This is a genomic window from Muricomes intestini (assembly GCF_004346165.1).
GTDB lineage: Bacteria > Bacillota > Clostridia > Lachnospirales > Lachnospiraceae > Muricomes > Muricomes intestini.
In genome coordinates this window covers 93,697-118,199 of the sequence record NZ_SLZZ01000006.1, presented here as the reverse complement: position 1 = coordinate 118,199, position 24,503 = coordinate 93,697, and the positions used below count along the sequence as shown (strand labels likewise).

34 protein-coding genes are annotated in these 24,503 nt (G+C 57.3%); all 34 read left to right on the top strand.

Features of this window, described 5'->3' with window-relative positions:
- Positions 1-86: 86 nt before the first annotated feature.
- The 34 genes from EDD59_RS06135 (at position 87) to EDD59_RS05970 (ending at position 24,500) form a co-directional block, all read left to right on the top strand.
- The gene (locus EDD59_RS06135) at positions 87-281 is read left to right on the top strand and encodes a hypothetical protein (RefSeq protein WP_132379976.1); all 195 of its coding nucleotides are present in this window, start codon (positions 87-89) and stop codon (positions 279-281) included.
- 229 nt (positions 282-510) lie between these two features.
- Positions 511-1,035 (top strand): RNA polymerase sigma factor, encoded by a 525-nt coding sequence (locus EDD59_RS06130; RefSeq protein ID WP_132379974.1) that lies wholly within the window; start codon positions 511-513, stop codon positions 1,033-1,035.
- A gap of 283 nt (positions 1,036-1,318) precedes the next feature.
- Positions 1,319-1,648 (top strand): DNA ligase, encoded by a 330-nt coding sequence (locus tag EDD59_RS06125; RefSeq protein ID WP_132379972.1) that lies wholly within the window; start codon positions 1,319-1,321, stop codon positions 1,646-1,648.
- On the top strand, positions 1,638-2,780 hold the full coding sequence (locus EDD59_RS06120; RefSeq protein WP_132379970.1) for a DUF2800 domain-containing protein: 1,143 nt from the start codon (positions 1,638-1,640) through the stop codon (positions 2,778-2,780). The genes EDD59_RS06125 and EDD59_RS06120 overlap by 11 nt, the downstream gene beginning before the upstream one ends.
- Positions 2,773-3,351: a DUF2815 family protein gene (locus EDD59_RS06115; RefSeq protein WP_132379968.1), complete on the top strand. Its 579-nt coding sequence runs from the start codon at positions 2,773-2,775 to the stop codon at positions 3,349-3,351. The genes EDD59_RS06120 and EDD59_RS06115 overlap by 8 nt, the downstream gene beginning before the upstream one ends.
- A gap of 12 nt (positions 3,352-3,363) precedes the next feature.
- A complete protein-coding gene (locus tag EDD59_RS06110; RefSeq protein ID WP_132379966.1) occupies positions 3,364-3,561 on the top strand; it encodes a hypothetical protein in 198 nt (65 codons plus the stop codon).
- A 77-nt stretch (positions 3,562-3,638) separates the two neighbouring features.
- Positions 3,639-5,627: a DNA polymerase gene (locus EDD59_RS06105; RefSeq protein WP_132379964.1), complete on the top strand. Its 1,989-nt coding sequence runs from the start codon at positions 3,639-3,641 to the stop codon at positions 5,625-5,627.
- 90 nt (positions 5,628-5,717) lie between these two features.
- A complete protein-coding gene (locus EDD59_RS06100; protein ID WP_132379962.1) occupies positions 5,718-6,134 on the top strand; it encodes a DUF7768 domain-containing protein in 417 nt (138 codons plus the stop codon).
- Positions 6,135-6,136: 2 nt separating this feature from the next.
- Positions 6,137-6,466 (top strand): hypothetical protein, encoded by a 330-nt coding sequence (locus EDD59_RS06095; protein WP_132379960.1) that lies wholly within the window; start codon positions 6,137-6,139, stop codon positions 6,464-6,466.
- Positions 6,466-8,718: a DUF3987 domain-containing protein gene (locus tag EDD59_RS06090; RefSeq protein WP_132379958.1), complete on the top strand. Its 2,253-nt coding sequence runs from the start codon at positions 6,466-6,468 to the stop codon at positions 8,716-8,718. The genes EDD59_RS06095 and EDD59_RS06090 overlap by 1 nt, the downstream gene beginning before the upstream one ends.
- A gap of 244 nt (positions 8,719-8,962) precedes the next feature.
- Positions 8,963-9,520 (top strand): hypothetical protein, encoded by a 558-nt coding sequence (locus tag EDD59_RS06085; protein WP_132379956.1) that lies wholly within the window; start codon positions 8,963-8,965, stop codon positions 9,518-9,520.
- Positions 9,517-9,804 (top strand): VRR-NUC domain-containing protein, encoded by a 288-nt coding sequence (locus EDD59_RS06080; protein ID WP_013485697.1) that lies wholly within the window; start codon positions 9,517-9,519, stop codon positions 9,802-9,804. Before EDD59_RS06085 ends, EDD59_RS06080 begins: the two co-directional genes overlap by 4 nt.
- Entirely contained in the window at positions 9,782-10,294 is a 513-nt protein-coding gene (locus EDD59_RS06075; protein ID WP_132379954.1) for an HNH endonuclease, read from the top strand. Before EDD59_RS06080 ends, EDD59_RS06075 begins: the two co-directional genes overlap by 23 nt.
- Positions 10,278-11,630, top strand: a complete 1,353-nt coding sequence (locus tag EDD59_RS06070; RefSeq protein ID WP_132379952.1) for an SNF2-related protein — start codon at positions 10,278-10,280, stop codon at positions 11,628-11,630. The genes EDD59_RS06075 and EDD59_RS06070 overlap by 17 nt, the downstream gene beginning before the upstream one ends.
- Entirely contained in the window at positions 11,627-11,848 is a 222-nt protein-coding gene (locus EDD59_RS06065) for a hypothetical protein (RefSeq protein ID WP_132379949.1), read from the top strand. The genes EDD59_RS06070 and EDD59_RS06065 overlap by 4 nt, the downstream gene beginning before the upstream one ends.
- Positions 11,845-12,258: a sigma factor-like helix-turn-helix DNA-binding protein gene (locus EDD59_RS06060; protein ID WP_013485701.1), complete on the top strand. Its 414-nt coding sequence runs from the start codon at positions 11,845-11,847 to the stop codon at positions 12,256-12,258. Before EDD59_RS06065 ends, EDD59_RS06060 begins: the two co-directional genes overlap by 4 nt.
- A 154-nt stretch (positions 12,259-12,412) precedes the next feature.
- On the top strand, positions 12,413-12,766 hold the full coding sequence (locus tag EDD59_RS06055) for an HNH endonuclease (protein ID WP_132379947.1): 354 nt from the start codon (positions 12,413-12,415) through the stop codon (positions 12,764-12,766).
- Between the two features lie 136 nt (positions 12,767-12,902).
- Positions 12,903-13,454, top strand: a complete 552-nt coding sequence (locus EDD59_RS06050) for a P27 family phage terminase small subunit (protein ID WP_013485703.1) — start codon at positions 12,903-12,905, stop codon at positions 13,452-13,454.
- Entirely contained in the window at positions 13,455-14,714 is a 1,260-nt protein-coding gene (locus EDD59_RS06045; RefSeq protein WP_132379945.1) for a site-specific DNA-methyltransferase, read from the top strand.
- Between the two features lie 164 nt (positions 14,715-14,878).
- A complete protein-coding gene (locus EDD59_RS06040; RefSeq protein ID WP_132379943.1) occupies positions 14,879-15,643 on the top strand; it encodes a virulence protein in 765 nt (254 codons plus the stop codon).
- Positions 15,640-15,864, top strand: a complete 225-nt coding sequence (locus EDD59_RS06035) for a DUF4314 domain-containing protein (RefSeq protein ID WP_132379941.1) — start codon at positions 15,640-15,642, stop codon at positions 15,862-15,864. Before EDD59_RS06040 ends, EDD59_RS06035 begins: the two co-directional genes overlap by 4 nt.
- Before the next feature lies 1 nt (position 15,865).
- Entirely contained in the window at positions 15,866-16,051 is a 186-nt protein-coding gene (locus tag EDD59_RS06030) for a DUF5049 domain-containing protein (protein ID WP_132379939.1), read from the top strand.
- A gap of 123 nt (positions 16,052-16,174) precedes the next feature.
- Positions 16,175-16,642 (top strand): DUF7698 family protein, encoded by a 468-nt coding sequence (locus EDD59_RS06025; RefSeq protein WP_132379937.1) that lies wholly within the window; start codon positions 16,175-16,177, stop codon positions 16,640-16,642.
- A 136-nt stretch (positions 16,643-16,778) separates the two neighbouring features.
- Entirely contained in the window at positions 16,779-17,105 is a 327-nt protein-coding gene (locus EDD59_RS06020; RefSeq protein ID WP_207670379.1) for a hypothetical protein, read from the top strand.
- Between the two features lie 14 nt (positions 17,106-17,119).
- On the top strand, positions 17,120-17,347 hold the full coding sequence (locus EDD59_RS06015) for a DUF7678 domain-containing protein (RefSeq protein ID WP_132379933.1): 228 nt from the start codon (positions 17,120-17,122) through the stop codon (positions 17,345-17,347).
- 116 nt (positions 17,348-17,463) lie between these two features.
- Entirely contained in the window at positions 17,464-19,071 is a 1,608-nt protein-coding gene (locus tag EDD59_RS06010) for a terminase large subunit (protein ID WP_132379931.1), read from the top strand.
- Positions 19,072-19,153: 82 nt separating this feature from the next.
- Positions 19,154-20,503: a phage portal protein gene (locus EDD59_RS06005; protein WP_132379929.1), complete on the top strand. Its 1,350-nt coding sequence runs from the start codon at positions 19,154-19,156 to the stop codon at positions 20,501-20,503.
- Positions 20,500-21,246 (top strand): head maturation protease, ClpP-related, encoded by a 747-nt coding sequence (locus EDD59_RS06000; RefSeq protein ID WP_132379927.1) that lies wholly within the window; start codon positions 20,500-20,502, stop codon positions 21,244-21,246. Before EDD59_RS06005 ends, EDD59_RS06000 begins: the two co-directional genes overlap by 4 nt.
- A gap of 19 nt (positions 21,247-21,265) precedes the next feature.
- Positions 21,266-22,471 carry a phage major capsid protein gene (locus EDD59_RS05995; RefSeq protein ID WP_132379925.1) on the top strand — a complete coding sequence of 402 codons (1,206 nt, stop codon included), beginning with the start codon at positions 21,266-21,268 and terminating at the stop codon, positions 22,469-22,471.
- Positions 22,472-22,539: 68 nt separating this feature from the next.
- Positions 22,540-22,827 (top strand): head-tail connector protein, encoded by a 288-nt coding sequence (locus EDD59_RS05990; protein WP_086035046.1) that lies wholly within the window; start codon positions 22,540-22,542, stop codon positions 22,825-22,827.
- A complete protein-coding gene (locus EDD59_RS05985; RefSeq protein ID WP_086035047.1) occupies positions 22,827-23,162 on the top strand; it encodes a phage head closure protein in 336 nt (111 codons plus the stop codon). The genes EDD59_RS05990 and EDD59_RS05985 overlap by 1 nt, the downstream gene beginning before the upstream one ends.
- Complete coding sequence (locus tag EDD59_RS05980) at positions 23,159-23,539, top strand: HK97 gp10 family phage protein (protein ID WP_086035048.1); 381 nt, start codon at positions 23,159-23,161, stop codon at positions 23,537-23,539. Before EDD59_RS05985 ends, EDD59_RS05980 begins: the two co-directional genes overlap by 4 nt.
- Before the next feature lie 5 nt (positions 23,540-23,544).
- Positions 23,545-23,871: a hypothetical protein gene (locus EDD59_RS05975; protein ID WP_086035049.1), complete on the top strand. Its 327-nt coding sequence runs from the start codon at positions 23,545-23,547 to the stop codon at positions 23,869-23,871.
- Positions 23,872-23,876: 5 nt separating this feature from the next.
- A complete protein-coding gene (locus EDD59_RS05970; RefSeq protein ID WP_132379923.1) occupies positions 23,877-24,500 on the top strand; it encodes a major tail protein in 624 nt (207 codons plus the stop codon).
- Positions 24,501-24,503: the final 3 nt, after the last annotated feature.

Here is a 24,503-nt window from a genome sequence, read left to right as displayed (position 1 = left end):
CAGTCGCTATCCAGTGAGGCGCCTCGCAAAGCAAAAAACAGGTCTCCTTCTCTGGAAGAGGAGCCAGCAAAACAAGGAGACAAAGTATGTCAAGCATTAGTAAACAGGACTACATCAATAGCATCGAGGAGTCAGCTTCCATTATCTCCTCTGAAATCGGGCCAGAGGTTATTGATTCCGTATTCCAGCGTTACGGCGCTCATGGCGCCGAGGATCTTGATCCGGCGGATCTGCCGGACGTATTCAGCGAGCTTTACGCCATAGAGGCGGATCTTCGCTAATTAGGTAATTTGCATTGCCCTGAGTATGGCGTTAAAAGGCTCACCGTCATGGCGGTTCACCCCGGTGCACAGAGGTGGCTCGAGCTGCCATAGCGGTCACAAGTGAATAAGAAACCAGTCTACGAGCGTGGCTGGCCGAACGAAACGAGTTGAATTCCCGTTCCGTCTGGCCTGCCACGCTTTTTTTGTGCGGCCTCCGGTTCGGGAGAAGCGAACGGAGGTATCGCACATGAAAACCAATGACAACCAGAGTAAACGCATCTACGACAAGACCACTCGCACCTGGTACGAGGTCCCGGAGGACCAGTACCGCGAGTATGACCGCTGGCGCACAGCGCTCAGGAAGCGCATGCAGTATCGAGGCGAATGCTTCTGTCCGCGCAGCAAATGGTGGCTGTGCGACGGCAACTGCCCGGACTGCGAATTCCACAACAGCACGACCGTCTCCCTTGATGATCCTCTGCCTGACGGCGGGGGAACGCTCGGCGACTACGTGCCGGACGACGCGCCGCTCATCGAGGAGGTGCTCGCCGATGAAGCCGAGCTCGCCCAGTTGCTCAAGCGTCTGCAGGAGCTCATGCCGGAAGCCATCCAGATCGGCAAGCTCCGCGAGGACGGTCTCTCCGATGAAGCCATCGCTGACATCATCGGCATCAAGCGGACGACTTTCCGGTCCCGTTTGGAAAAAGCCAGGGAGAAACTTTGTGAGGAGTTCCCCGAAGCGATGTCCGAACAGTTCCCGGACTGGTTCTAAAGCCCACGGCTCCGGCTGCCTGAAATGGCGGTCGGAGCTTTTTCAGAATTTCTTCCCTCCGTCTTCGTCAAAACGCGTGCCCTGCCTCCAGTGGGAAGTGTAAGGAGCACAGAAATCTGCTCCGGAAAGGAGGCAGACGCCATGAACAAGACGCGCAACAGGAGTCCCGCGGACACGGAAACCATCGCAGTTCTTATCGCGATAAGCCATGTATCCGCAAGACTAGCAAGGAACCTGAGTGTTCTTGCAGCAGAAAGCAAATCAATGGAAGGAGGAAAACAGAATGTCAAAAATGGCAGACATGGATCAGACCATCAAAGACCTGCGCGATGCAGCCGCTGCTATCAATGATGCAGCCGACTGGCTCTACAAGCAGTTCTCCGGCACCACGGAGGAACCTGCTCCCGAGCCGGAAGCTCCGCAGGCTGAGTCTGAGAAGAAGGAGCTGAAGCTGGAGGATGTGCGGAAGGTGCTTGCCGAACGGTCCCGCGCAGGTTATACGGCACAGATCCGCGAGCTGCTCCACAAGTACGGTGCGAGCAAGCTGTCGGCTGTCGATCCGAACGACTACGAGGCCCTGCTCTTCGATGTGGAGGGACTCAATGAATTCTGAAAGACAGCACGCGGTCCTCTCCGCATCGAGCTCGGACAGGTGGATTCACTGCCCGCCTTCCGTACGCTTAAGCGAGGGATTCAAGGATGAAGGCAGCAGCTACGCCGCCGAAGGCACCTGCGCTCACGCGCTTGCCGAATTCAAGCTCCGCAAGGCGCTCGGCTACCCGGCGGAGGATCCGACCGAGAGCCTCGACTACTACAACGAGGAGATGGAGGAGGCCACGGAAGGCTATGTCGCCTACGTGCTGGAGCAGGTAGAGGATGCGAAGCAGACATGCGCTGATCCGGTTGTTCTGGTTGAACAGCGTGTGAACTTCTCTCACTGGGTGAAGCAGGGCTTCGGCACCGCCGACGCCTTGATCATCGCGGATGGCACGCTCCGGATCATCGATCTGAAATACGGTCTGGGCGTCGAGGTCTCGGCGGAACGCAATCCTCAGATGGCCTGCTACAGTCTCGGTGCTCTCGAATTGTTCGACGATATCTACGACATCGACACGGTCAGCATGACCATCTACCAGCCAAGGCGGCAGAACATCAGTGAATGGCAGATCAGCAAGAAGGACCTGCTTGCATGGGCCAACGAGGTTCTGAAGCCCACAGCGGAGCTGGCGTGGAATGGCAATGGAGAATTCTCCTGTGGCCCGTGGTGCCGGTTCTGCAAGGCGAAGACCATCTGCCGGAAGCGAGCCGAGGAGAACCTGAAGCTCGCACAGTACGAGTTTAAGCTGCCGCCTGAGCTCTCCGACGCGGAGATCGAAACCATCCTCTCCCAGGTGGACGAGTTGGTCTTGTGGGCGTCCGACATCAAGGAGTACGCGCTCCAGCAGGCACTCTCCGGAAAAAAGTGGCACGGCTTCAAGCTCGTCGAAGGCAGGTCTGTCCGCAAATACACCAATGAAACCGCCGTCGCAACGGCAGTCGAGAACGCCGGATTCGACCCGTACGAGCAAAAGCTACTGAGCATCACCGCCATGCAGAAGTTCCTCGGTAAGAACCGGTTCAACGAACTCCTGTCGGCTTACATCGAAAAGCCGCAGGGCAAACCAACCCTCGTCCCGGACTCAGACAAGCGTCCGGCGATGAATACAGCCAAAAACGATTTTATGGAGGTAAAAGATCATGAGTAAAACAACCATGCACAATCCTATGAAGGTCATCACCGGTGTGAACACCCGCTGGTCCTACGCCAACGTGTGGGAGCCCAAGTCCATCAACGGTGGCACGCCAAAGTACTCGGTATCGCTCATCATCCCGAAATCCGACACCGTGACCGTCGCCAAGATCAAGGCAGCCATCGAAGCGGCCTACAAGGAGGGCGAAGCCAAGCTCAAGGGCAACAGCAAGTCTGTGCCAGCCCTTTCCGCAATCAAGATGCCGCTTCGTGACGGCGATGTGGAGCGCCCGGACGACGAGGCATACCGTAACGCCTACTTCGTGAACGCAAACGCCACGACTGCTCCCGGCATCGTGGACGCGGATCTCAACCCGATCATGAGCCGCAGCGAGGTGTACTCCGGCGTGTACGGCAGAGCCAGCATCACGTTCTACGCGTTCAACAGCTCCGGCAACCGCGGTATCGCCTGCGGGCTGAACAACCTGCAGAAGATCCGTGACGGCGAACCGCTCGGCAGCAAGGCCAGCGCTGAATCCGACTTCGCGGACTTTGCAACCGACAGCGACGACGATTTCCTGAACTAAGGAGGCAAACCAATGGAAACCATTATGAACATGATTCTCTACATCATCTACGACCTGCTCGGTCTCAGCGGCATCGCGCTCCTGATCATCATCTCGGTCACGAGCGCCCGCTCCTACCGTGAGGACAAGGAGCTCAAGCTCCGTCAGGAAGAGCGTGACAAGGAGTACCACGAGCGCCGCATGAAGGAGCTTGAAGCGCATCGCGGCTAAGCCATAAACCATACAAGTATTGCGGGCGGCAGGGACCTATCTCTCTGCCGCCTTATTCGTGAATTGAGGTGAAAAATGTGAAGACAATCAGCATAGACATCGAGACGTTTTCCGACATCGGTCTTGGCAAATGCGGCGTATACAAGTATTCAGAGTCGCCTTCCTTTGAAATTCTCCTGTTCGGCTACAGCGTTGACGACGGACCGGTGCAGGTCATCGACCTTTCCTGCGGTGAACAGATCCCGGAGGACATTCTGGACGCCCTGACCGACGACACGGTTCTCAAGTGGGCCTTTAACGCGAACTTCGAACGCGTCTGCCTGTCACGCTACCTGCGTGACCTGGGCCGAAGCCTTGATCCGTTCCACGACAAGCATCCACTGTCGACCGAGCCTGCCCGGTTCCTGAATCCGCAGGGCTGGCGCTGCTCGATGGTGTGGGCAGCAACAATGGGGCTCCCACTCTCCCTAAAGGGAGTCGGCGCAGTCCTAAATCTCGAAGACCAGAAGATGGACGAGGGAAAGGCACTGATTCGTTACTTCTCCGTCCCCTGCGCACCTACCAAGGCAAACGGCGGCAGGACACGTAATCGGCCCTCCGATGATCCAGCCAAGTGGGCAACGTTCAAGAGATACAACAAGCGAGATGTCGAAGTCGAGATGTTGATCCAGAAGCGACTCCGGAATTTTCCTGTGCCGGACTTCGTGTGGAATGAGTACCACATCGATCAGAAGATCAACGACCGCGGCGTGCGCATCGACATGGATCTCGTGGAAAAGGCCCTCGACATGGACACCCGCTCCCGCAGCGAGCTCACAGAGAAGATGCAGAAATTGACGGACTTGGAGAATCCGAACAGCGTCCAACAGATGAAGCGGTGGCTCTCCGACAACGGCATGGAGGTCAACAGCCTCGGCAAGAAAGCCGTCGCCGCACTGCTCAAGACCGCTCCTCCTGAGCTTGCGGAGGTGCTGGAACTTCGGCAGCAGCTTGCGAAATCCAGCGTGAAGAAATACCAGACAATGCAGCGTGCCGTATGCTCCGACAGCCGTGCGCGAGGCATGTTCATGTTCTACGGCGCAAACCGCACCGGGCGCTGGGCCGGGAGACTCATCCAATTGCAGAATCTGCCGCAGAACCATCTGCCTGACCTGGATGCTGCGCGGGCGCTTGTGAAGTCCGGCGAATACGAAGCCTTAAAGATGATCTACGAGGATGTGCCGGATACGCTTAGCCAGCTCATCCGCACGGCGTTCATACCTCAGGACGGCTGCCGGTTCTATGTGGCGGACTTCTCCGCCATCGAAGCCAGAGTCATCGCATGGTACGCAGGCGAGCAATGGAAATCCGACGCATTCGCAAACGGCGAGGACATCTACTGCAGTACAGCAAGCCGCATGTTCCACAAGCCGGTCGTCAAACACGGCGTGAATGGTGAGCTCCGCGCCAAGGGTAAGATCGCTGAACTGGCATGCGGCTACGGCGGCTCGACAGGCGCATTGAAGGCGATGGGCGCTCTCGAGATGGGACTTTCCGAGGATGAACTTCCGGACATCGTGTCCTCGTGGCGGGATGCAAACCAGCAGATCGTCCGCTTCTGGTGGGACGTCGACAAGGCCGTCATGCAGGCCGTGAAAAACCACCGCACCACCCGGCTTGGGAAGCTCACCTTCTTCTGGCAGTCCGGGATGCTGTTCATCACCCTGCCGTCCGGACGGAGCCTCGCGTATGTGAAGCCAAAGGTCGGCATGAACCGTTTCGGCAGCGAGTGCATCACCTACGAGGGCGTGGGTGGCACGAAGAAATGGGAGCGCCTCGAATCGTACGGTCCGAAGTTTGTGGAGAACATCGTGCAGGCCACCTCCCGCGACATCCTGTGCAATTCGATGAAGACGCTCCGGCATTGCGCTATCTGCATGCATATCCATGACGAGCTTGTCATCGAAGCCGATCCGCGCGTCTCGCTCGACGCATTGTGCGAGCAGATGGGACGCGCCCCTTCTTGGGCGGATGGTCTGGTGCTGCGTGCAGACGGGTACGTCTGCGATTTCTATAAGAAAAACTGAATCTGTTTCGTCAAAAGCGGTCTGTCTCCTCCAGTGGGAAGTAGAGGCAGGCCGCTTTTTCTATTGCCTGCCGGAAAGGAGGATACCGGTTTGGATTACAGGAATTTTGAGGGCTATCCGGACCCGACATGCTGCGAGGCCTTGAGCCGTATCGAGCTCGAGGAAAAGAAGGCGCTCCGGGCTTTCCGTCCCATCGTCTATGTCTGCTCACCATATACGGGCAACATCCAGAAAAACGTGGAGGCGGCAAGGCGCTACTGCCGTTTCGTGGTCGATCAGGGATACATCCCGATTGCGCCGCACCTGCTGTTCCCGCAGTTCCTTGACGACAGCGATCCAACGGAGCGCAAGCTCGGACTCTTCTTTGGGAACGCGCTCATGAGCAAGTGTGCCGAGGTCTGGGTGTTCGGAAACCGCATATCGCGTGGTATGACGACGGAAATCAAACACGCCCGCTGGAAGGGATACCGACTGCGCTATTTCACAGAGAATTTAAAGGAGGTCTAACCATGCATGCAATCAATGAAAACAGGCGGACGCTCTACGACGGAACCAGCATCACCACCTACAGCCGCGAGATCGAAAGCGCGAACGTGCTGGAGGCCGAGGCCGGAACAACCGGATATATGGGAGGCGACACCGGTCACGGCGGACGCACCTTCTTCCGTGTCACAGATCTCGGCGGCACGGATATCCGTGTGAACCCGATCCAGGACAGGTACGGGAACGGCGGCTTCGAGGTTACCCTCGGCGGTGACTGCGAGCTTGAAACCATGATCATGGCCCTAAAGTTCATCGTACAGGTGCTGGAGGAAGAATCGAAGGAGGTGTACGACTGATGTTCACCATCTATACATCTGACGCCTACCAGCAAGAATCCAACTGCGTCTACCCGCACCCAATCGAGGTCGCCGACGAGGCGAGCTTCAAAAGAGCCGTCTCGCACGACCACGTGTGCGCCAAGTACAGGAACAACTATCGCGGCAACGACAACTTCATCTCCTCGGACTGCCTGCCGGTCGACTGTGACAACGACCACTCCGACAGCAAGCGTGACTGGAAGACGCCTGCGGATATTCAGAAGGCACTGCCCGGCGTCTTCTTCGCCGTCCACTACAGCCGCCACAACATGCGGCCCAAGGACGGGAAATCCGCAAGGCCGCGGTTCCACCTGTTCTTCCAGATCGATCCGATGACCGACTACGAGGCGTACGTCGCATTGAAACAGCTCCTGCACGAAATCTTCCCCTACCTGGATGCGAACGCGCTCGACGCGGCACGCTTCCTCTACGGGACAAGGAACCCGGAGGTCGAGTTCCATCCCGGAGGCAAGACGCTCACGGACTTCCTGTTCGGCGACGAGTTCGACAGGGACATGCCGGGCGGCTACGAGAAGCAGGCCACGATTCCGGAGGGCAGCCGGAACAACACGATGTTCCACTGGGCAGTACGCTCCATGAAACGCTATGGCGATTCAGAGGAATCCAAGAACGCGTATTTCACGGAAGCGGAGAAATGCCAGCCGCCGCTCTCCACGGAGGAGCTGAACCACATCTGGAGAAGCGCACAGAAATACTATGCGAAGATCGCAAGCCAGCCCGGCTACGTGAGCCCGCAGGAGTACAACAATCCGGACACCGGATGGAGCGAGCCGCTGCCGTTCTCACGGTACACGATGGCGCCCTTCCCGGTCGACGCACTCCCGCAGGCGATAGCCGACTATGTTCGTGCTGTCGCGGAGAGCACGCAGACCAGCGTCGACATGGCAGGCAGCATTGCAATCAGCGTCCTGTCGACCTGTCTTCAGAAGAAGTACCGGATTCAGGGCAAGTCCGACTGGGTGGAGCCGCTCAACACCTACGTGATCGTCATCGCACCGCCGTCCGAGAGGAAGTCGTCGGTATTGCATCTGATGCTGCAGCCGGTCAACGACTACGAGGTCGAATACAACAAGACCAACGCCGCTGCCGTCGAGGCGGGACGCATGCAGAAGCGCGTGCTGGAGCGCAGGCAGAAGGCCCTCGAGGAGAAGGTCGCCAAGGGCAACGCCGATCCGGAGGAGCTTGAGCGCATCGCGCAGGAGGTCGCCGACTTCGAGGAAGTGAATCCGCTGCAATTGTATGTGGATGATATTACGACCGAGAAGCTCGTCTCCGTCATCGCCAGCAACCACGGCCACGCCTCGCTGATCTCCAGTGAGGGCGGCATCTTCGACACGCTCTCCGGCATCTACACGCGGAACGTGAACATCGACGTCATGCTCAAGGGCTACTCGGGAGACACGATCCGCGTCGACCGTATCGGGCGTGACAGTGAAAGCATCATGGACCCGGCGCTCACCATCCTCCTGATGGCGCAGCCGAACGTCGTCTCCGCGGTCCTCAGCAACACGACCTTCCGCGGACGAGGGCTCACCGCGAGGTTCCTCTACAGCATGCCCGTCTCCAGTGTGGGAAGCAGGCGCTACCGGAGCGAGGCCGTGACCGACAGTATCTACCGCGCCTATGAGCGTCTGGTCGTAAACCTGCTGGACGACGAGTACCCGGAGAAGCCGCAGACCATCACGCTCAGCCCGGAAGCCGACCGCGAGCTTGAAGCCTTCGCCAACTGGCTGGAGCCCAAGCTCACCACCGGCTATGCGGAGATGGCCGACTGGGCTGGAAAGCTCGTCGGCAACGTGCTGCGCATCGCCGGGCTCCTCTGCCGGGCAGCCACCTATCAGAGCCACGACTTCCTCGACGTCCACAGCGCACTCACCGTATCGGGCGAGACCATGCAGAATGCGATCCGGCTTGGCAGGTACTTCCTGAACCACGCGCAGGCCGCCTACTCCGTTCTTCCCGAGGATGCGATGTACAAGAACGCCGACATGATCCTCCAGAAGCTCAAGGAGCGGAACATCGACCACTTCGACCGGCGTGACGCCATGCGTATGTGCCGGACCTTCAAGACCGTGGAGAGCATCCAGCCGGTTCTCGACTTCCTTGAGGACTACGGATACATCGCGCAGAGGCCGCAGAAGGCATCCGGGACCGGCAGACCGCCGCTTCCCAAGTATGCCGTCAATCCGTGGCTGAAGGAGCACAAGTGAGTTTTGTCATTTCGTCCTATGCCTGTCCTGACCTTCAGGACAGGTTCAGGGACACGAAAACATCAGCATCCATGCGGCTTTCAGGGTTTTGTCCCTTTTGTCCGAACCCCTATAAAAAGCAAAAAAGACTTATTTATTTATTATCAATTCTTCTACAAAACCATATGGAAATACGGATAGAGGGACAAAAGCGACAAAAGGGACAAAGCCTCAAAAACGTTGAAAGCACGGAGGTTTTAACACCATGAACAATTCAGGACAAGTCTTAGGCATTGACGGCCTAAAGGACAAAAGCTATCTCGCCCGCTGCCAGAAGACACTACGCAGCTGGGGAGCACCGTTCTCCGGATGGACATGCAAGGAGATCTACGACGTACGTGATGACGACTGGAACGCACCGCTCCACGCATGCGAGCTGTGCGGCTGCACCAAGGTCCGCTACGTTCACGTCATGACGCACCCGGACTACTTCGAGGATGTATCCGTCGGCTGCATCTGCGCCGGAGTCATGGAAGGCGACATCCTCGCCGCCAAGAACCGCGAACGCCTGATACGGAACCGCTCCAAGCGGAAACGCAGCTTCCCCAGACGCAAATGGACAAGGACGACAAACGGCTGGAGTCTCACCTACCACGGAGAGCAGATCCTCATCGGGCGCAGCCGCCACAACCCGGAGCGCCTCGGCGTCAAATACAACGGCCAGTGCGTCTGGACATACAAGGGAAAGCCGATCACCGACTTCCTCTCCGCAGCCTACGCCGCATTCAACCTGGCCGACCAGGTTCCGGAGGCGAAACCATGAGAAGTGAAAAGCAGATCGAGCAGAAACTCGCCAGCGAGGTGAAGCGCCGCGGCGGCATCGCGCCGAAGTTCGTCTCACCCGGCTTCGACGGGATGCCGGACCGGATCATCCTGCTGCCCGGCGCACGCATCGCCTTCGCAGAGCTCAAGGCACCCGGAAAGAAGCCAAGAAGACTGCAATATGCACGGCACCGACTCCTGCGGAAACTCGGATTCCGCGTCTATGTCATCGACAATCCAGAACAGATCGGAGGTGTGATAGATGAAATTGAAAATAGTCTGTGATTGGTGCGGACGTGAATTCTTCCGAGATTCAGCCCAGCTTAAAGGCAAGAAGCACCACTTCTGCAGCAGACAATGCCTCGCGGATTTCAGCAGCAAAGCGAAGAACCCAGACGGCTATGCCAGCCTCAAGGACTTCACTAACATAAGCCAGCACATAACAAAGCTAAACGAGGAACTCAACCCGGATCGTATGACGCCTGAGACCAAGGAGAAACTCAGAGAATCCCGCCTCGGAAAAGGCAGATGCGACGGTTATTCCAAAATCCATGGACTCGCCGCACATCGCGTCGTAGCTGAACAGATGCTTGGAAGGTCATTGATGCCCGGAGAAGTCGTACACCATCGTGACGGAAACCGATACAACAATTCTCCCGAGAATCTGGTCGTTTTTCCGTCGCAAAGTGCACACGCTCACCACCACAGCGAATTGAGATGGTTCATCAAGCAGATAAAAGAAATGGAGGCCGAAGAAAATGCCGAAACTGAGTGACCTTCATTACTACCAGCAATACTGCGTCTCGTATATCGAGACGCACGAAACAGCCGCCATCTTCCTTGATTGCGGACTTGGAAAAACAATCATCACGCTGACCGCCGCCGTTGACCTCCTGTTCGACAGCTTCGAGGTTCACCGGATTCTCGTGGTCGCGCCTCTCAGAGTCGCCCGTGACACATGGCCCGCGGAGATACGGAAATGGGAGCACCTTTCCGGCCTCACCTACGCCGTCGCAGTCGGAAACTCACGCGAACGGAAAGCGGCTCTCCTGCAGGGCGCGGATGTCACGATCATCAACCGGGAGAACCTCGGATGGCTGATCGACGACTCCGGCATTCCCTTCACCTACGACATGGTGGTATTGGACGAGCTCTCCTCCTTCAAGAACCACAAGTCAAAGCGGTTCCGCGCCCTGATGAAGGTCAGGCCGAAGGTGAAGCGGATCATCGGACTCACCGGAACGCCATCGAGCAACGGTCTCATGGATCTGTGGGCGGAGTTCAAGGCCCTCGATCAGGGACAGCGCCTCGGACGCTTCATCACCCAGTACCGGACGGCCTACTTCATGCCCGACAAGCGCAACGGCGAGATCATCTACTCCTACAAGCCGCTGCCGTATGCAGAGGACGCGATCTACCGGAAAATCTCGGATATCACGATTTCCATGAAGTCGACCGATCATCTGAAGATGCCGGAGCTCATCTCCACGCAGTACGAGGTGCAGCTGTCCGCCGAGGAGCGCAAACGGTACGAGGAGCTGAAGAACGATCTGGTGCTGGAACTTCACGGCGACGAGATCACCGCAGCGAACGCGGCAACGCTTACCGGGAAGCTCTCTCAGCTTGCAAACGGCGCGATCTACTCCGACGACGGGAAGATCATCGAATTCCATGACCGGAAGCTCGACGCCTTGGAGGACATCATCGAGGCCGCGAACGGGAAGCCGCTGCTTGTCGCCTACTGGTTCCGGCACGATCTGGAGAGAATCCGCAGATGGTTCGACGTCCGGGAGATCAAGTCGTCGCAGGACATCGATGACTGGAATGCGGGCAATATTCCTGTAGCAGTCATCCACCCGGCCTCCGCCGGTCACGGGCTCAACCTGCAGTCCGGCGGATCGACGCTTGTCTGGTTCGGCCTCACGTGGTCATTGGAGCTCTACCAGCAGACGAACGCAAGGCTCTGGCGGCAAGGCCAGAAAAGCCGGACCGTCGTCATCCAGCACATCGTCACTGCGAGCACCATCGACGGGCAGATCCTCAACGCCTTGAAACGCAAGGACAAGACGCAGTCAGCGCTTATCGCTGCGGTGAAGGCGGTGATGCGATGAACGACCCCTACGAGAATCTCGCCAACGCCGTCATCCTGCAGGCTGTCCGCGACTACCGGACAGCACTGAAGGCCCTGCGCATGAACCCGCGGAACAAGGCCGCTCAAACGGAGAAGGAATCAATCGAACGGTTCTTCCGCTCTCAGTGGTATCAGGCGCTGACGACGGTTGACGGCGAGATGCTGATAAGAAAGCTCAACGAGGAGGTGATGAGATGACTCCGAAGCAATATCTGAATCAGGCCAAGCACCTGGATGCGCTGATCCACTCGCGGCTCCGGGAGATCGACTACTGGAGGGAAATGTCCACCAGCGTCAGCGGCATGCGCTACGACGGCATGCCGAGGAACCCGAACACGCCAAGCGACGCGCACTTCGTCACCTGCCTCCACAAGATCGACGAGATACAGGCCGACGTGGAGAAGAAGGTGGCGCAGCTCATTACGCTGCGGGACGAGATCAACGCGCGTATCGACCTGCTGGCTGATCCCGAGGAGCAGCTGGTTCTCCGCTACCGGTACATCGACAACTGCACATGGGAGGAGATCGCCAGCATGCTGAACGTCAGCCTCCGCACCGTACACCGCATCCACGGATCGGCACTTCAGAACTTCACAATGCCGGATTAGAAAAGTTGGCACGGTTTGGCACACTTTGGCACAGAATGGCAGACGCCTTCTGTGTTATCCTTACAATAGCGAAAACCATAAGAAGAACCAGAAGCCTCGACGGGAGCAATCTCCTGCCGGGGCTTTTCTCATGCCCGGAAAGGAGGCAGCGCCTATGCCAATGAAACCAAATCGGCCCTGCCGCTATCCCGGATGCCCGAACCTCTGCGACGACGGCGAACAGTACTGCCCGGAGCACAAAGCCTTGATGGAGAAGCACTACGAGACGTTCACGCGCGGCTACTCCACCGGCAAGCGTTACGGCAGGCATTGGAAACGCATCCGCGACCGTTACGTTCACAAGCATCCCTTGTGCGAGATGTGCCTTAAGCGGGGACGATACGTTGCGGTCGAGGAAGTCCACCACATCGTTCCGCTGTCGGAAGGCGGGACGAACGACGAGAGCAACCTCATGAGCCTCTGCAGGTCGTGCCACGAGAAGATCCACAGGGAACGCGGCGACCGGTAGGGGCGGTCGAAATCTCTGCGAGGCGGCCTCCCGGAAAACGGCGCGGGGCTTTCTGTACGAAAAAAGCGAAATCAAACGGGTAATAACCCGGCTCCTTATCTATTACGCGCGTACATGCGAGAAAGGCGGTGACGAAATGCCTACAAAATCGAATAACACTGGCGGTCGCGGCGGCAGACGTCCCGGCGCTGGCCGGAAGAAAACCGCCGTCAAGGAGAAATACGAAAACGGGAATCCGGGCGGACGAAAGCTCGAAGTGCTCGACATCCCAGACACCGAGGGCGAGGACATGCCGGAACCGCACGAGTTCCTCTCGGCTCGGCAGCATGACGGCTCCACTCTGGAGGCCGCCGACATCTACCGCGAGACTTGGGAATGGCTCGACAAGCTCGGCGTCGCAAAAGCCGTATCACCGCAGCTGCTGGAACGGTATGCGATGTGCTCCGCGAGATGGATTCAGTGCGAGGAAATGACGACCAAGCTCGGATATTTGAGCAAGCATCCGACGACCGGAAAGCCGATCCCGTCGCCGTTCATCAATATCGGCATCAACTACATGAATCAGGCGAACCGCCTGTGGGACGAGATCTTCCAGATCGTGAAGGAGAACTGCTCCACCGAGTATGGCGGCGCGAATCCGCAGGACGACGTGATGGAGAGACTGCTTCGTGCCAGAAAGGGAATGTAAATGAACACACAAAGACTTGAACAGGTACCGATTGACAATCTGGTGCCATATGCCCGGAACGCCCGGACACATAGTAAAGAACAGATCGCGCAGCTCCGCTCCTCCCTCCGGGAGTTCGGATTCGTAAGCCCTGCGGTCATCGATCAGGATTACAACATCCTCGTCGGCCACGGACGGATTGCTGCTGCACGAGAGGAAGGGTACAAGACCGTCCCTTGCGTATTCGCCGAGGATCTGACCGACGCGCAGAAACGCGCCTACATCCTCGCCGACAATCAGCTCGCGCTGAACGCCGGTTGGGATGAGGAGATGCTTTCCGTCGAACTCTCCGATTTGCAGGAGAACGCCTTCGACCTCTCCCTGCTCGGATTCGACGACAAGGAACTTGAGAAGCTGCTGAAAGGAGAATCCGACAAGGACATCGAGGATGACGACTTCGACCTGTCCGCTGCACTTGAGAAGGCCTCCTTCGTGGAGCGCGACGACATCTGGGCGGTCGGACGGCACAGGCTGATGTGTGGCGACGCCACCAGCGCTGAAGATGTAGATACACTCATGGACGGCAAGCGAGCGAACCTCGTACTCACGGACCCGCCGTACGGCGTTTCCTTCAAGGCATCCGATGGCCTGACGATCCAGAACGACAGCCTCAAGGGCGAGGAATTCTACAACTTCCTGCTCTCCGCATTCAAGAACATGGCCGACCATCTGGAGAAAGGCGGCGCGGCATACTGCTTCCATGCGGACACCGAGGGCCTGACCTTCCGGCGTGCTTTCGTCGACGCTGGATTCCATCTCGCAGGCGTGTGCATCTGGGTGAAGAACAGCCTCGTACTCGGTCGCTCCGATTACCAGTGGCAGCATGAGCCCGTGCTCTATGGATTCCTCCAGAACGGCAAGCATCCGTGGTACGCAGGACGCGCGGAAACCACCATATGGAACTTCGACAAACCCAAGCGCAACAAGGATCATCCGACCAGCAAGCCTCTCGACCTGCTCGGCTATCCGATCCAGAACTCCACGCAGGAGAACGCCATCGTCATCGACACTTTCGGCGGCTCCGGTTCCACGCTCATGGCCTGCGAGCAGCTCAACCGCACCTGCTATATGTGCGAGCTTGATCCGAAATACGCCTCCGTCATCCTCCGACGCTACGTCGAGGACACCGGCGATTCCGGGAACGTGCATGTCGTCCGCGACGGCAAGAAACTCATGTACTCCGACCTTGTGAAGGAGGTCGAGCTGCCGGACGGCGAGTGATCCCTTTGTGTACTAAGCACAGTTTCAGAGCCGGATAATCAGAAGATTTTCTACCAGAAAAATATCGCAGATTCGCTTGCTATTACAGGCCTTCAGAGTGATGTATAGACATGCCGAAAGGCACAGGGCCTTCCGGACAGACGCATACCAAGGAGGTAAACACAATGCGAATCAACTACAACGTAACAGGAGCACAGAGGAAAGAACTGGTCAAGGTCATCTCCGACACCACCGGAGCCAAGGCAGAATACAAATTCATGCCGACCTGCAACTACGAGATCGACTATTTCACCGTCACCAAGGACGGCACGCTCGAGTTCGACGACATGGCGGATTCCGAGGAGGTCGAGAAGGTTCTCGAAGCCATCGCTGCCGCGGGATTCGAGCCCGAGCTGCAGGAAACGGCTGAAGCCGAAGCCGGAGAAGTATCCGAAGAGCCGGAAACAAGCGAACAGGACGCGCCACAGGGCAACGAAGCGGGCCTGACGGTTGAGCTTCCGCTCGACAAGGTTGCGGTCGGAACATTGACCAACATCCTCGAAGCCAAGGGAACGCTCATCAAGAAGGCGCTCGGCATCGACGACCTTCGGTTCGAGATTAGGGACGACAAGATCGCCTTCCCCTGGTTCAAGGAACTGCCCACGCCGGAGGAAACCAGAGCGTACACGATGTTCATCGCCCAGCTCTGCAAGCTTTCCAAGGAACTGAAACGCGCGAGCTCGACCGAAACGCCGGTCACCAACGAGAAATACGCATTCCGCTGCTTCCTGCTCCGCCTTGGATTCATCGGCAGCGAATACAAACAGGAACGCAAGATCCTGCTCCAGAACCTTGAGGGCAACTCAAGCTGGAAGAACGGCGCTCCCAAGAAAGAAGCCACCGAAGAACCTGCTGCGGAAGCTACGGATACCGAGGAGGTGCAGGCATGAGGATAATCAGACCGGAACAGCTCAAGAGGCTCAAGGAAACCTACCCGAATGGCACGCGCGTGGAGCTCGTCCAAATGGACGACATTCAGGCACCGCCTGCCGGAACCCGCGGAACCGTCTACGGCATCGACGACACCGGCAGCCTGCTGGTCCACTGGGACAACGGCAGCGGACTCAACGTGATCTACGGCGAAGACATCGTGCGGAAGGTGGTGGACTGACATGGATGAGAAGGTCAAAGAGCAGATCCTCGCGATCCGCGACACCGGGCTGGCGAACATGTTCGACCTGCCCTACGTGCAGCGCCTCGCCTTCGACCGGAACTACTACGAGCTGGTGATCTTCATCGAAGAGCATCGCAAAGAATACGTGCATTTCATCATGACCGGCGAAACGCAGGAATCCTGATTTTCAGGCACAGAAAGTTATCAATTTATCTGGCCGAATTGACTTGCTATATCCCCTCGAAAGAGTGATGTATATACATGCCGAAAGGCACAGAAAACAAGCGAAAATCAGGAGGAAAACACGATGGAAAAGAACACATACTTCGAACAGATGAGAGACACAGCGATCGCCTACAACGAGGCGCAGGCCATCCGTGAAAAGGAACGCGACACGATGATCGCCGCGGACGACTGGGACAGCGTGAAAGCCTTTGACAGGCGCGAGAAAGAGGAATTTCCGTACCCCTTCACCGCCGGTCAGAACAAGGCGCTGGTCCTTTACGACCGGAGCCTCAGGAACGGCGCGGACGCCTTCGAGGCCGACGACCTGCCCTGGGACTACGAGCTTGAGGATTTCGTCAGGACGCTCCGGGAAGCCGGAATCACCGCGATTGTGGTGACCGACCAGAGCACCGGCCTGATGGACGGCATCTATGGACTGACGGCATTCGGCTGCCGGATGAACGGACTCAAGACCGTCACCAGAGTGGACAACCACCGCTTCGGCAGCAAGGAGCCGGAACGCAAGAACGGCATCGAATTCGAGCTGTAAACTATACAATTTTCTCCGCCGAAACTGCCCTGAAGATTGTCACATATATTCTCCGGAAACGACTTGCTATAAAGGCCGTTCAGAGTGATATATGTACACACCGAAAGGGAAAACAAAGCAAACGGAGGAAACCACCATGACAAACATTTACGACGAACTCAGAAGCCACTTCACACTTGGAGATTACAACACCAGCATCAGCCGGGAGGATTTCGAGGAAGCCTTCACAAAGACAAAGGAAAGCATCCGCTTCACCTTCAACGGCTGGGACGGCAAAAGCTACGACGGAGAAAGTCGCAGCGCAAAGGTCATCCGCTGCAACATTCCCGGATTCGAGAGCATCCGCTTCATCAAGGTCGGAAAGCACCTTTGCTTCATCGACGAAGACTGGATGGTAACGGAAAAGGAAACCGGCGAACAGCACCCGACTACCGGATGGCTGGTCGAAGTCAGAAAAGCCTGAAGGAGGACAAGACAATGTGGGAAAAAGGATCACTGCTCATCGAAGGAGCGGTTGTAAAGTACTGGGTAAAGCACTACCCGGAGCCTTCCGAGGATTACGGAATCGACGGCGGACGCATTTCCAAGATGGAACTGCGTGTCGGCGGCAAGGTCACACTCAACTACGACCGCGGATGGGACATCGAGCCCGAGGACGAAGCCAGTCAGCTTGCCTACGCGGTACTCATGAAGCAGTACAACTAAGCATCAACCTGAATTTGAATATTCCGAAAGCAGAGCCCAACCGGGCTCTCGCTCTCGTACTGATAGAAGCCGCAGCGATGCGGTTATTTTTATGCCATGAAGGGAGTGATTTTCCATTGGCAGTACGGAAACTGAAGAAATACAAGGTCACGCGGTTCATGGAGAAGACCTCCCATTACGACGAGAATCTTGCCGACTACGCCTGCCTGTTCATCGAGCAGCTCTGCCATACCAAGGGAACCTGGGCCGGAAAGCCCTTCGAGCTGATCGACTGGCAGGAGCAGATCGTCCGCGACCTGTTCGGCGTGATTAAGGAGAACGGCTACCGGCAGTTCAACACCGCCTACGTCGAGATTCCGAAGAAGCAAGGCAAGTCGGAGCTTGCCGCTGCGATCGCGCTGCTGCTCACCTGCGGAGACGGCGAGGAGCGTGCCGAGGTGTACGGCTGCGCGGCTGACAGGAATCAGGCCAAGATCGTCTTTGACGTGGCAGTCGATATGGTGCGCTTCTGCCCGGCACTCTCAAAGCGCGTGAAGATCCTCGAATCGCAGAAGCGGCTCGAATACCTGCCGACGCACAGCTTCTACCAGGTGCTCTCCGCCGATGTGGCAAACAAGCATGGATTCAATACGCATGGCGTGATCTTTGACGAGCTGCACACGCAGCCGAACCGGAAGCTCTTTGATGTTATGACCAAGGGCTCCGGCGACGCGCGGATGCAGCCGCTGTTCTTCCTGATCACGACTGCCGGGAATGATACGCAGTCGATCTGCTATGAGCAGCACCAGAAAGCGCTCGACATCATGAACGGCAGGAAGCACGATCCGACCTTCTACCCGGTCATCTTCGGAGCGGACGAGTCCGAGGACTGGACCGACCCGAAGGTCTGGAAGAAAGCCAATCCGAGCCTTGGTATCACGGTCGGCATCGACAAGGTCAAAGCCGCGTGCGAATCGGCAAAGCAGAATCCCGGTGAGGAGAACGCATTCCGGCAGCTTCGCCTGAACCAGTGGGTGAAACAGTCTGTCAGGTGGATGCCAATGGACAAATGGGATGCCTGCGCATTCCCGGTGGATGAGGACGATTTGGAAGGCCGCGTCTGCTACGGCGGACTCGACCTGTCATCCACGACGGATATTACAGCGTTCGTGCTGGTCTTCCCGCCGCAGGATGAGGACGACAAATATGTGGTTCTCCCATACTTCTGGGTGCCGGAGGGCACATTGGATTTGCGCGTCCGGCGCGATCACGTTCCCTACGACCTCTGGCAGAAACAAGGCGTCCTCGAAACGACCGAGGGCAATGTCATCCACTACGGATACATCGAAAAGTTCATCGAGAACCTCGGCGAACGGTTCAACATCCGCGAGATCGCATTCGACCGCTGGGGAGCCGTCCAGATGGTGCAGAATCTCGAGGGCATGGGCTTCACCGTCGTTCCCTTCGGACAGGGCTTCAAGGACATGTCTCCGCCGACCAAGGAGCTGATGAAGCTGGTCTTGGAGAAACGAATAGCACATGGAGGCCATCCGGTGCTCCGCTGGATGATGGACAACATCTTCATCCGAACCGATCCGGCGGGCAACATTAAGGCCGACAAGGAGAAATCCACGGAGAAGATCGACGGCGCAATCGCCACGATCATGGCGCTCGACAGGGCGATACGAATGGGCAATGACAATGCTGCCTCCGTTTACGATTCGAGAGGCATTCTTTTTATCTGAATGAGGACAAATGAATGATTCTGATTTCACTATTGGGCTTCCTGCTGCTGCGGGAGGCCCTTAATCAAATGGAGGTGTGGCAATGAGCATATTCAACAGATGGTTTCGAGGGCGCGACGCTCCCAAGGACAGCACAGCGGGCAGCTCGTACCGCTTCTTCTTCGGAGGAACGACAAGCGGCAAAGCCGTGACGGAGCGATCCGCCATGCAGATGACGGCGGTCTACTCTTGCGTCCGGATTCTGTCCGAGGCGATAGCCGGGCTTCCATTGCATTTGTACAGATACGCAGAGAACGGCTCGAAGGAAAAAGCCATCGACCATCCGCTCTATGAGCTTCTGCACGACGAGCCGAATCCTGAGATGACGTCGTTCGTGTTCCGGGAGACGCTTATGACGCACCTGCTCCTGTGGGGCAACGCCTACGCGCAGATCATCCGAAACGGCAAGGGCGACGTCGTGGCCCTCTATCCGCTGATGCCGAACCGCATGACGGTCGATCGCGACGAAAACGGGCAGCTCTACTACGAATACCAGACCTCGACAGACGAGGCGCACACCATGAAAGGCAGTCTGGTAAGGCTGTCTCCGATGGATGTGCTGCATATTCCCGGTCTCGGCTTCGACGGCTTAGTCGGCTACTCGCCGATTGCGATGGCCAAGAACGCCATAGGGCTTGCCATTGCCACCGAGGAGTACGGCAGTAAGTTCTTTGCCAATGGCGCGACGCCGGGCGGCATTCTGGAGCATCCCGGCGTGGTCAAAGATCCGGAGCGAGTCCGTGAAAGCTGGAACTCAGCCTTCGGCGGCTCTGCCAATTCCAACAAGGTCGCAGTGCTCGAAGAAGGCATGAAATACACGCCAATCAGCATCAGCCCGGAGCAGGCGCAGTTCCTTGAGACGCGCAAGTTCCAGATAGACGAGATCGCGAGAATATTCCGTATCCCGCCGCACATGATCGGTGACCTCGATAAATCGAGCTACTCGAATATCGAGCAGCAGTCGCTGGAATTCGTAAAGTACACGCTCGACCCGTGGGTATCCCGCTGGGAACAGTCGATGCGCAGAGCACTGCTCCGTCCCGAGGAGAAGAAGGACTACTTCTTCAAGTTCAACGTGGACGGTCTGCTCAGAGGCGACTATCAGAGCCGCATGAACGGCTACGCCACTGCAAGGCAGAACGGATGGATGTCGGCAAACGACATACGCGAGCTTGAAAATCTCGACCGCATTCCGGAGAACAAGGGCGGCGACCTGTATCTCATCAACGGCAACATGACCAAGCTCGAGGATGCCGGAATCTTCGCAGCATCAGCTTCAACAGAAACGGAGGAACAACCCAATGAAGAACAAGAATCGACCGAGAAATCGGAAGAATCACAGGAACAGTCGGAGTCCGGTGACCGGCTCCGGGAAAGGAGGAAGCCCCTATGACAAGAAAATTCTGGCGATGGACCAGAAACGAAACGCCGGACAGCTTCGGCAGCGACCGCACGCTCTACCTCGACGGGGAAATATCCGATGAGACCTGGTACGGCGACGAAGTCACGCCGCAGGTCTTCAAGGACGAGCTGAACAGCGGAAAAGGCAACATCACGCTCTGGATCAATTCGCCCGGCGGCGACGTCTTCGCGGCGGCGCAGATCTACAACATGCTGATGGACTACCCGTATGAGGTGACCGTCAAGATCGACGCGCTCGCGGCTTCGGCGGCAAGCGTCATCGCAATGGCGGGAACGAAGGTCTGCATGAGTCCGGTCGCGATGCTGATGGTGCATAATCCCGCGACCATCGCAATCGGCGATTCGGAAGAAATGCAGAAAGCCATCGACATGCTGTCCGAGGTCAAGGAATCCATCATGAACGCCTACGAGATCAAGTCCGGTCTCTCCCGGAACAAGATCAGCAAGCTCATGGACGCTGAGACCTGGATGAACGCTAAGGAAGCCAAGAAGCTCGGATTCGCCGACGAGATCCTGTTCGCGGACGGAACCGAGCCCGACGAAAGCACCGAGGGCGACGAGCCTGATGACGGCGAAGTCGAGATGCTTTTCTCCCGGAAAGCCGTCACGGATTCCCTGCTCTCGAAGCTGATACCGAAACGCAAACCCGAAATAAAGACACAGACCGTGAAGGTCGCAGATCTTGAGAAGCGGCTCTCGCTTCTCAGCCACTAATGAATGGAGGATAACGATTATGACCAAGATTATGGAACTCATGGACAGACGCGCCAAGGCGTGGGACGCGGCTAAGAACTTTCTCGACACCCACTCCGATAACGGCGGCAACGTATCCGCGGAGGACGCCGCCACCTACGACAAGATGGAAAAGGAAGTCACCGATCTGACGCACGACATCGAGCGCCTGCAGCGACAGGAGCAGATCGACAAGATGCTCTCCGCGCCGACATCCGCACCGCTCACCGGCAAGCCCGGTGCCAAGGACGAACCGGACGACAAGCCCGGCATTGCTTCCAAGGCGTACAAGACCGCCTTCTGGGATTCGATCCGCAAGCGCAACTGGTACGACGTACAGAATGTACTCGAAGTCGGCACTGACGCGAACGGCGGGTACCTCGTACCGGATGAGTACGAGCATCAGCTGGTGCAGGCGCTGACCGACGAGAACTTCTTCAGAAGTCTCGCGCACGTCATTCAGACCGACAGCGGAACGCACACGATTCCGATTGTCGCATCTCACGGAACGGCAAGCTGGATGGAGGAGAATGGGCTCTATCCGGAATCCGACGACACCTTCGACCAGATCACGCTTTCCGCGTACAAGCTGGGAACGGCGATCAAGGTATCCGAGGAGCTGATGAACGACTCCGTCTTCGACCTCGAGAGCTACATCTCCACCGAGTTCGCGCGGCGCATCGGTGCCGCCGAGGAGGAGGCGTTCCTCGTCGGCGACGGCCAGAAGAAGCCTGAGGGCGTCTTCACCAAGGTCAAGGCGACCGATGGCGCGACCACGGAGATCGCGAACACGAACCTCACCTTCGACCAGATCATGGACGTGTTCCACTCCCTGCGTTCGGTCTACCGCAACCGCGCTGTGTGGATTCTGAACGACTCCACCGTCAAGGCGCTGCGCAAGATCAAGGACGGCAACGGAAACTACATCTGGCAGCCGAGCGTCGTAGCCGGTCAGCCGGATACCATCCTGAACCGTCCGTACCACACGAGCATCTACGCGCCGGAGCTGGCAGCCGGAAATGTGCCGATCCTGTTCGGAGACTTCTCCTATTACTGGATTGCCGACCGTCAGGGACGCTCCTTCAAGCGCCTGTCGGAGCTCTACGCGGCGAACGGCCAGATCGGATTCCTCGCGTCTGAGCGCGTAGATGGCAAGCTGATCCTGCCGGAAGCCGTGCGCGGTCTTTCCGTCAAGGCGGCGGGCTGATTGATTTCGCTTTGTTGTGGGCGGGCATCCATTACGGGTGTCCGCTTCACTTTTATTGGAGGTGTCTCATGGAAGTAACGCTTGAGGAAGCAAAAACCTATCTGCGAGTTAGTTCTTCCGATGAGGACGAGCTGATCCAGAATCTCATAACATCGGCCACCGCGACCGTTCAGGACATCGCCCGCTACTCTGACGAGGAATGGGAGGCAAGCGAGGAGAAAATCCTCATCCGCATGCGCATTGCCATTCTCTACACCGTGGCGTACCTGTACGAGCACCGCGAGGACGCTGACCACAATCAGCTGAATCTGACGCTCCGGGCGCTTCTGTTCGGCGTGCGCAAGGAGGGATTTTGATGAAGATCGCCAATATGCGTGTGCCGGTCACATTCCAGAAGAATGAAATAACCACGGACAAGTACGGAAACCATACGGCGTCGTGGACAGACTACTTCAAGTGCTGGGCGACGGTCGGTACGGACTCCTACGGTTCGGAGACTTCCGGCGAGGTGATCAACTCGGAGGAATCGCTGAACTTCACCTGCCGCTGGTGCTCCGAGCTTGCCGAGGTCGTCTCCACGAAGTACCGGATTCTCGCGGAAGGCAAAACGTACAACATCACCTATGTGAACCCGATGGGCTACAAGAAGAACACGCTGAAATTCAACTGCGCATTGGAGAAAACGACATGAACGAGAAGGTATCAATTGACGGCCTGCGTGACGCCGTGATGAAGGGCCTGCAGGAATACGCCGACCTTGCCGCCGACGACATGAAGGATGCGGTCAGGGATACGGCGAAATCCGTCCGCAAGGATATTCAGGCGAACGCTCCTGTGCGTACCGGCAAGTACAAGAAGTCATGGTCGGTCAAGACCGTCAGCGAAAGTGCGGACTCCATCGACATGGTGGTTCATTCGCGGAACCGCTATCAGATTGCGCACCTTCTGGAGCATGGTCACGCCAAGCGCGGCGGAGGCCGTGTGGCCGCAAGACCGCATATCGCTCCTGCCGAGCAGGCAGGCAATGAGAAGCTGGTGCGCGAGATTGAATCCAAACTGAAAGGATGACGCCTATGAACTATGACGAGATCGTAACCATGCTCGAGGAAGCCGGACTTCCCGTCGCCTACGACCACTTTGCCGAGGGCGAGTCTCCGGACCCGCCGTTCATCTGCTTCCTGTTTCCGGGAACGGACAACATTTTCGCGGACAACGTGGTCTGGCAGAAGGTCGACGAGCTGAACATCGAGCTTTACACAGACAAAAAGGACCCGGACACTGAATCGAAAATCGAGGACATTCTCACCTCTCACGAATTGCCGTATGAGAAGTCGGAGGTCTGGATCGAGGACGAGAAGATGTACGAGGTTCTCTACCAAACACAGATTATTGGAGGTTAAAGAATATGGCTAATAAGAAGAACAAGGTCAAGTTTGGCCTGAAGAACTGCCACTACGCGATCGCGACGCTTGCCGAGGATGGAACGGTGACATTCGGCACGCCTGTGGCGATGCCCGGCGCGGTCAGTCTTTCCCTTGACGCCGAGGGCGACAACGAGCCGTTCTACGCCGACGACACGGTTTATTACATGGTCAGCAACAACAACGGATATTCCGGCGACTTTGAGCTGGCACTCATCCCGGAAAGCTTCCTCACCGACGTGATGCACGAGACCGAGGACGCGAACGGCGTGATTGCCGAGAACAAGGATGTGGAGCCGGAGCATTTCGCGCTGCTATTCGAATTTTCCGGCGACCAGCGAAAGATCCGCCACTGTATGTACTACTGCTCCGCGACGAGACCGTCCGTTTCAGGTCAGACCAAGGAAGACTCGACCGAGGTACAGACGGACACGCTTTCCATCACCGTATCGCCGCTGCCTTCTGGACTCGTGAAGGTCAAGACCGGCACGAACACCACGGACGCGGTTTACAACGCCTGGTACGACAAAGTCTACGAGCCAAGCGACACCACGACCACCTCGTCCGGCGAAAAGGCAAACATGAGCTATTCGACAGAGGAGGAGTAAACG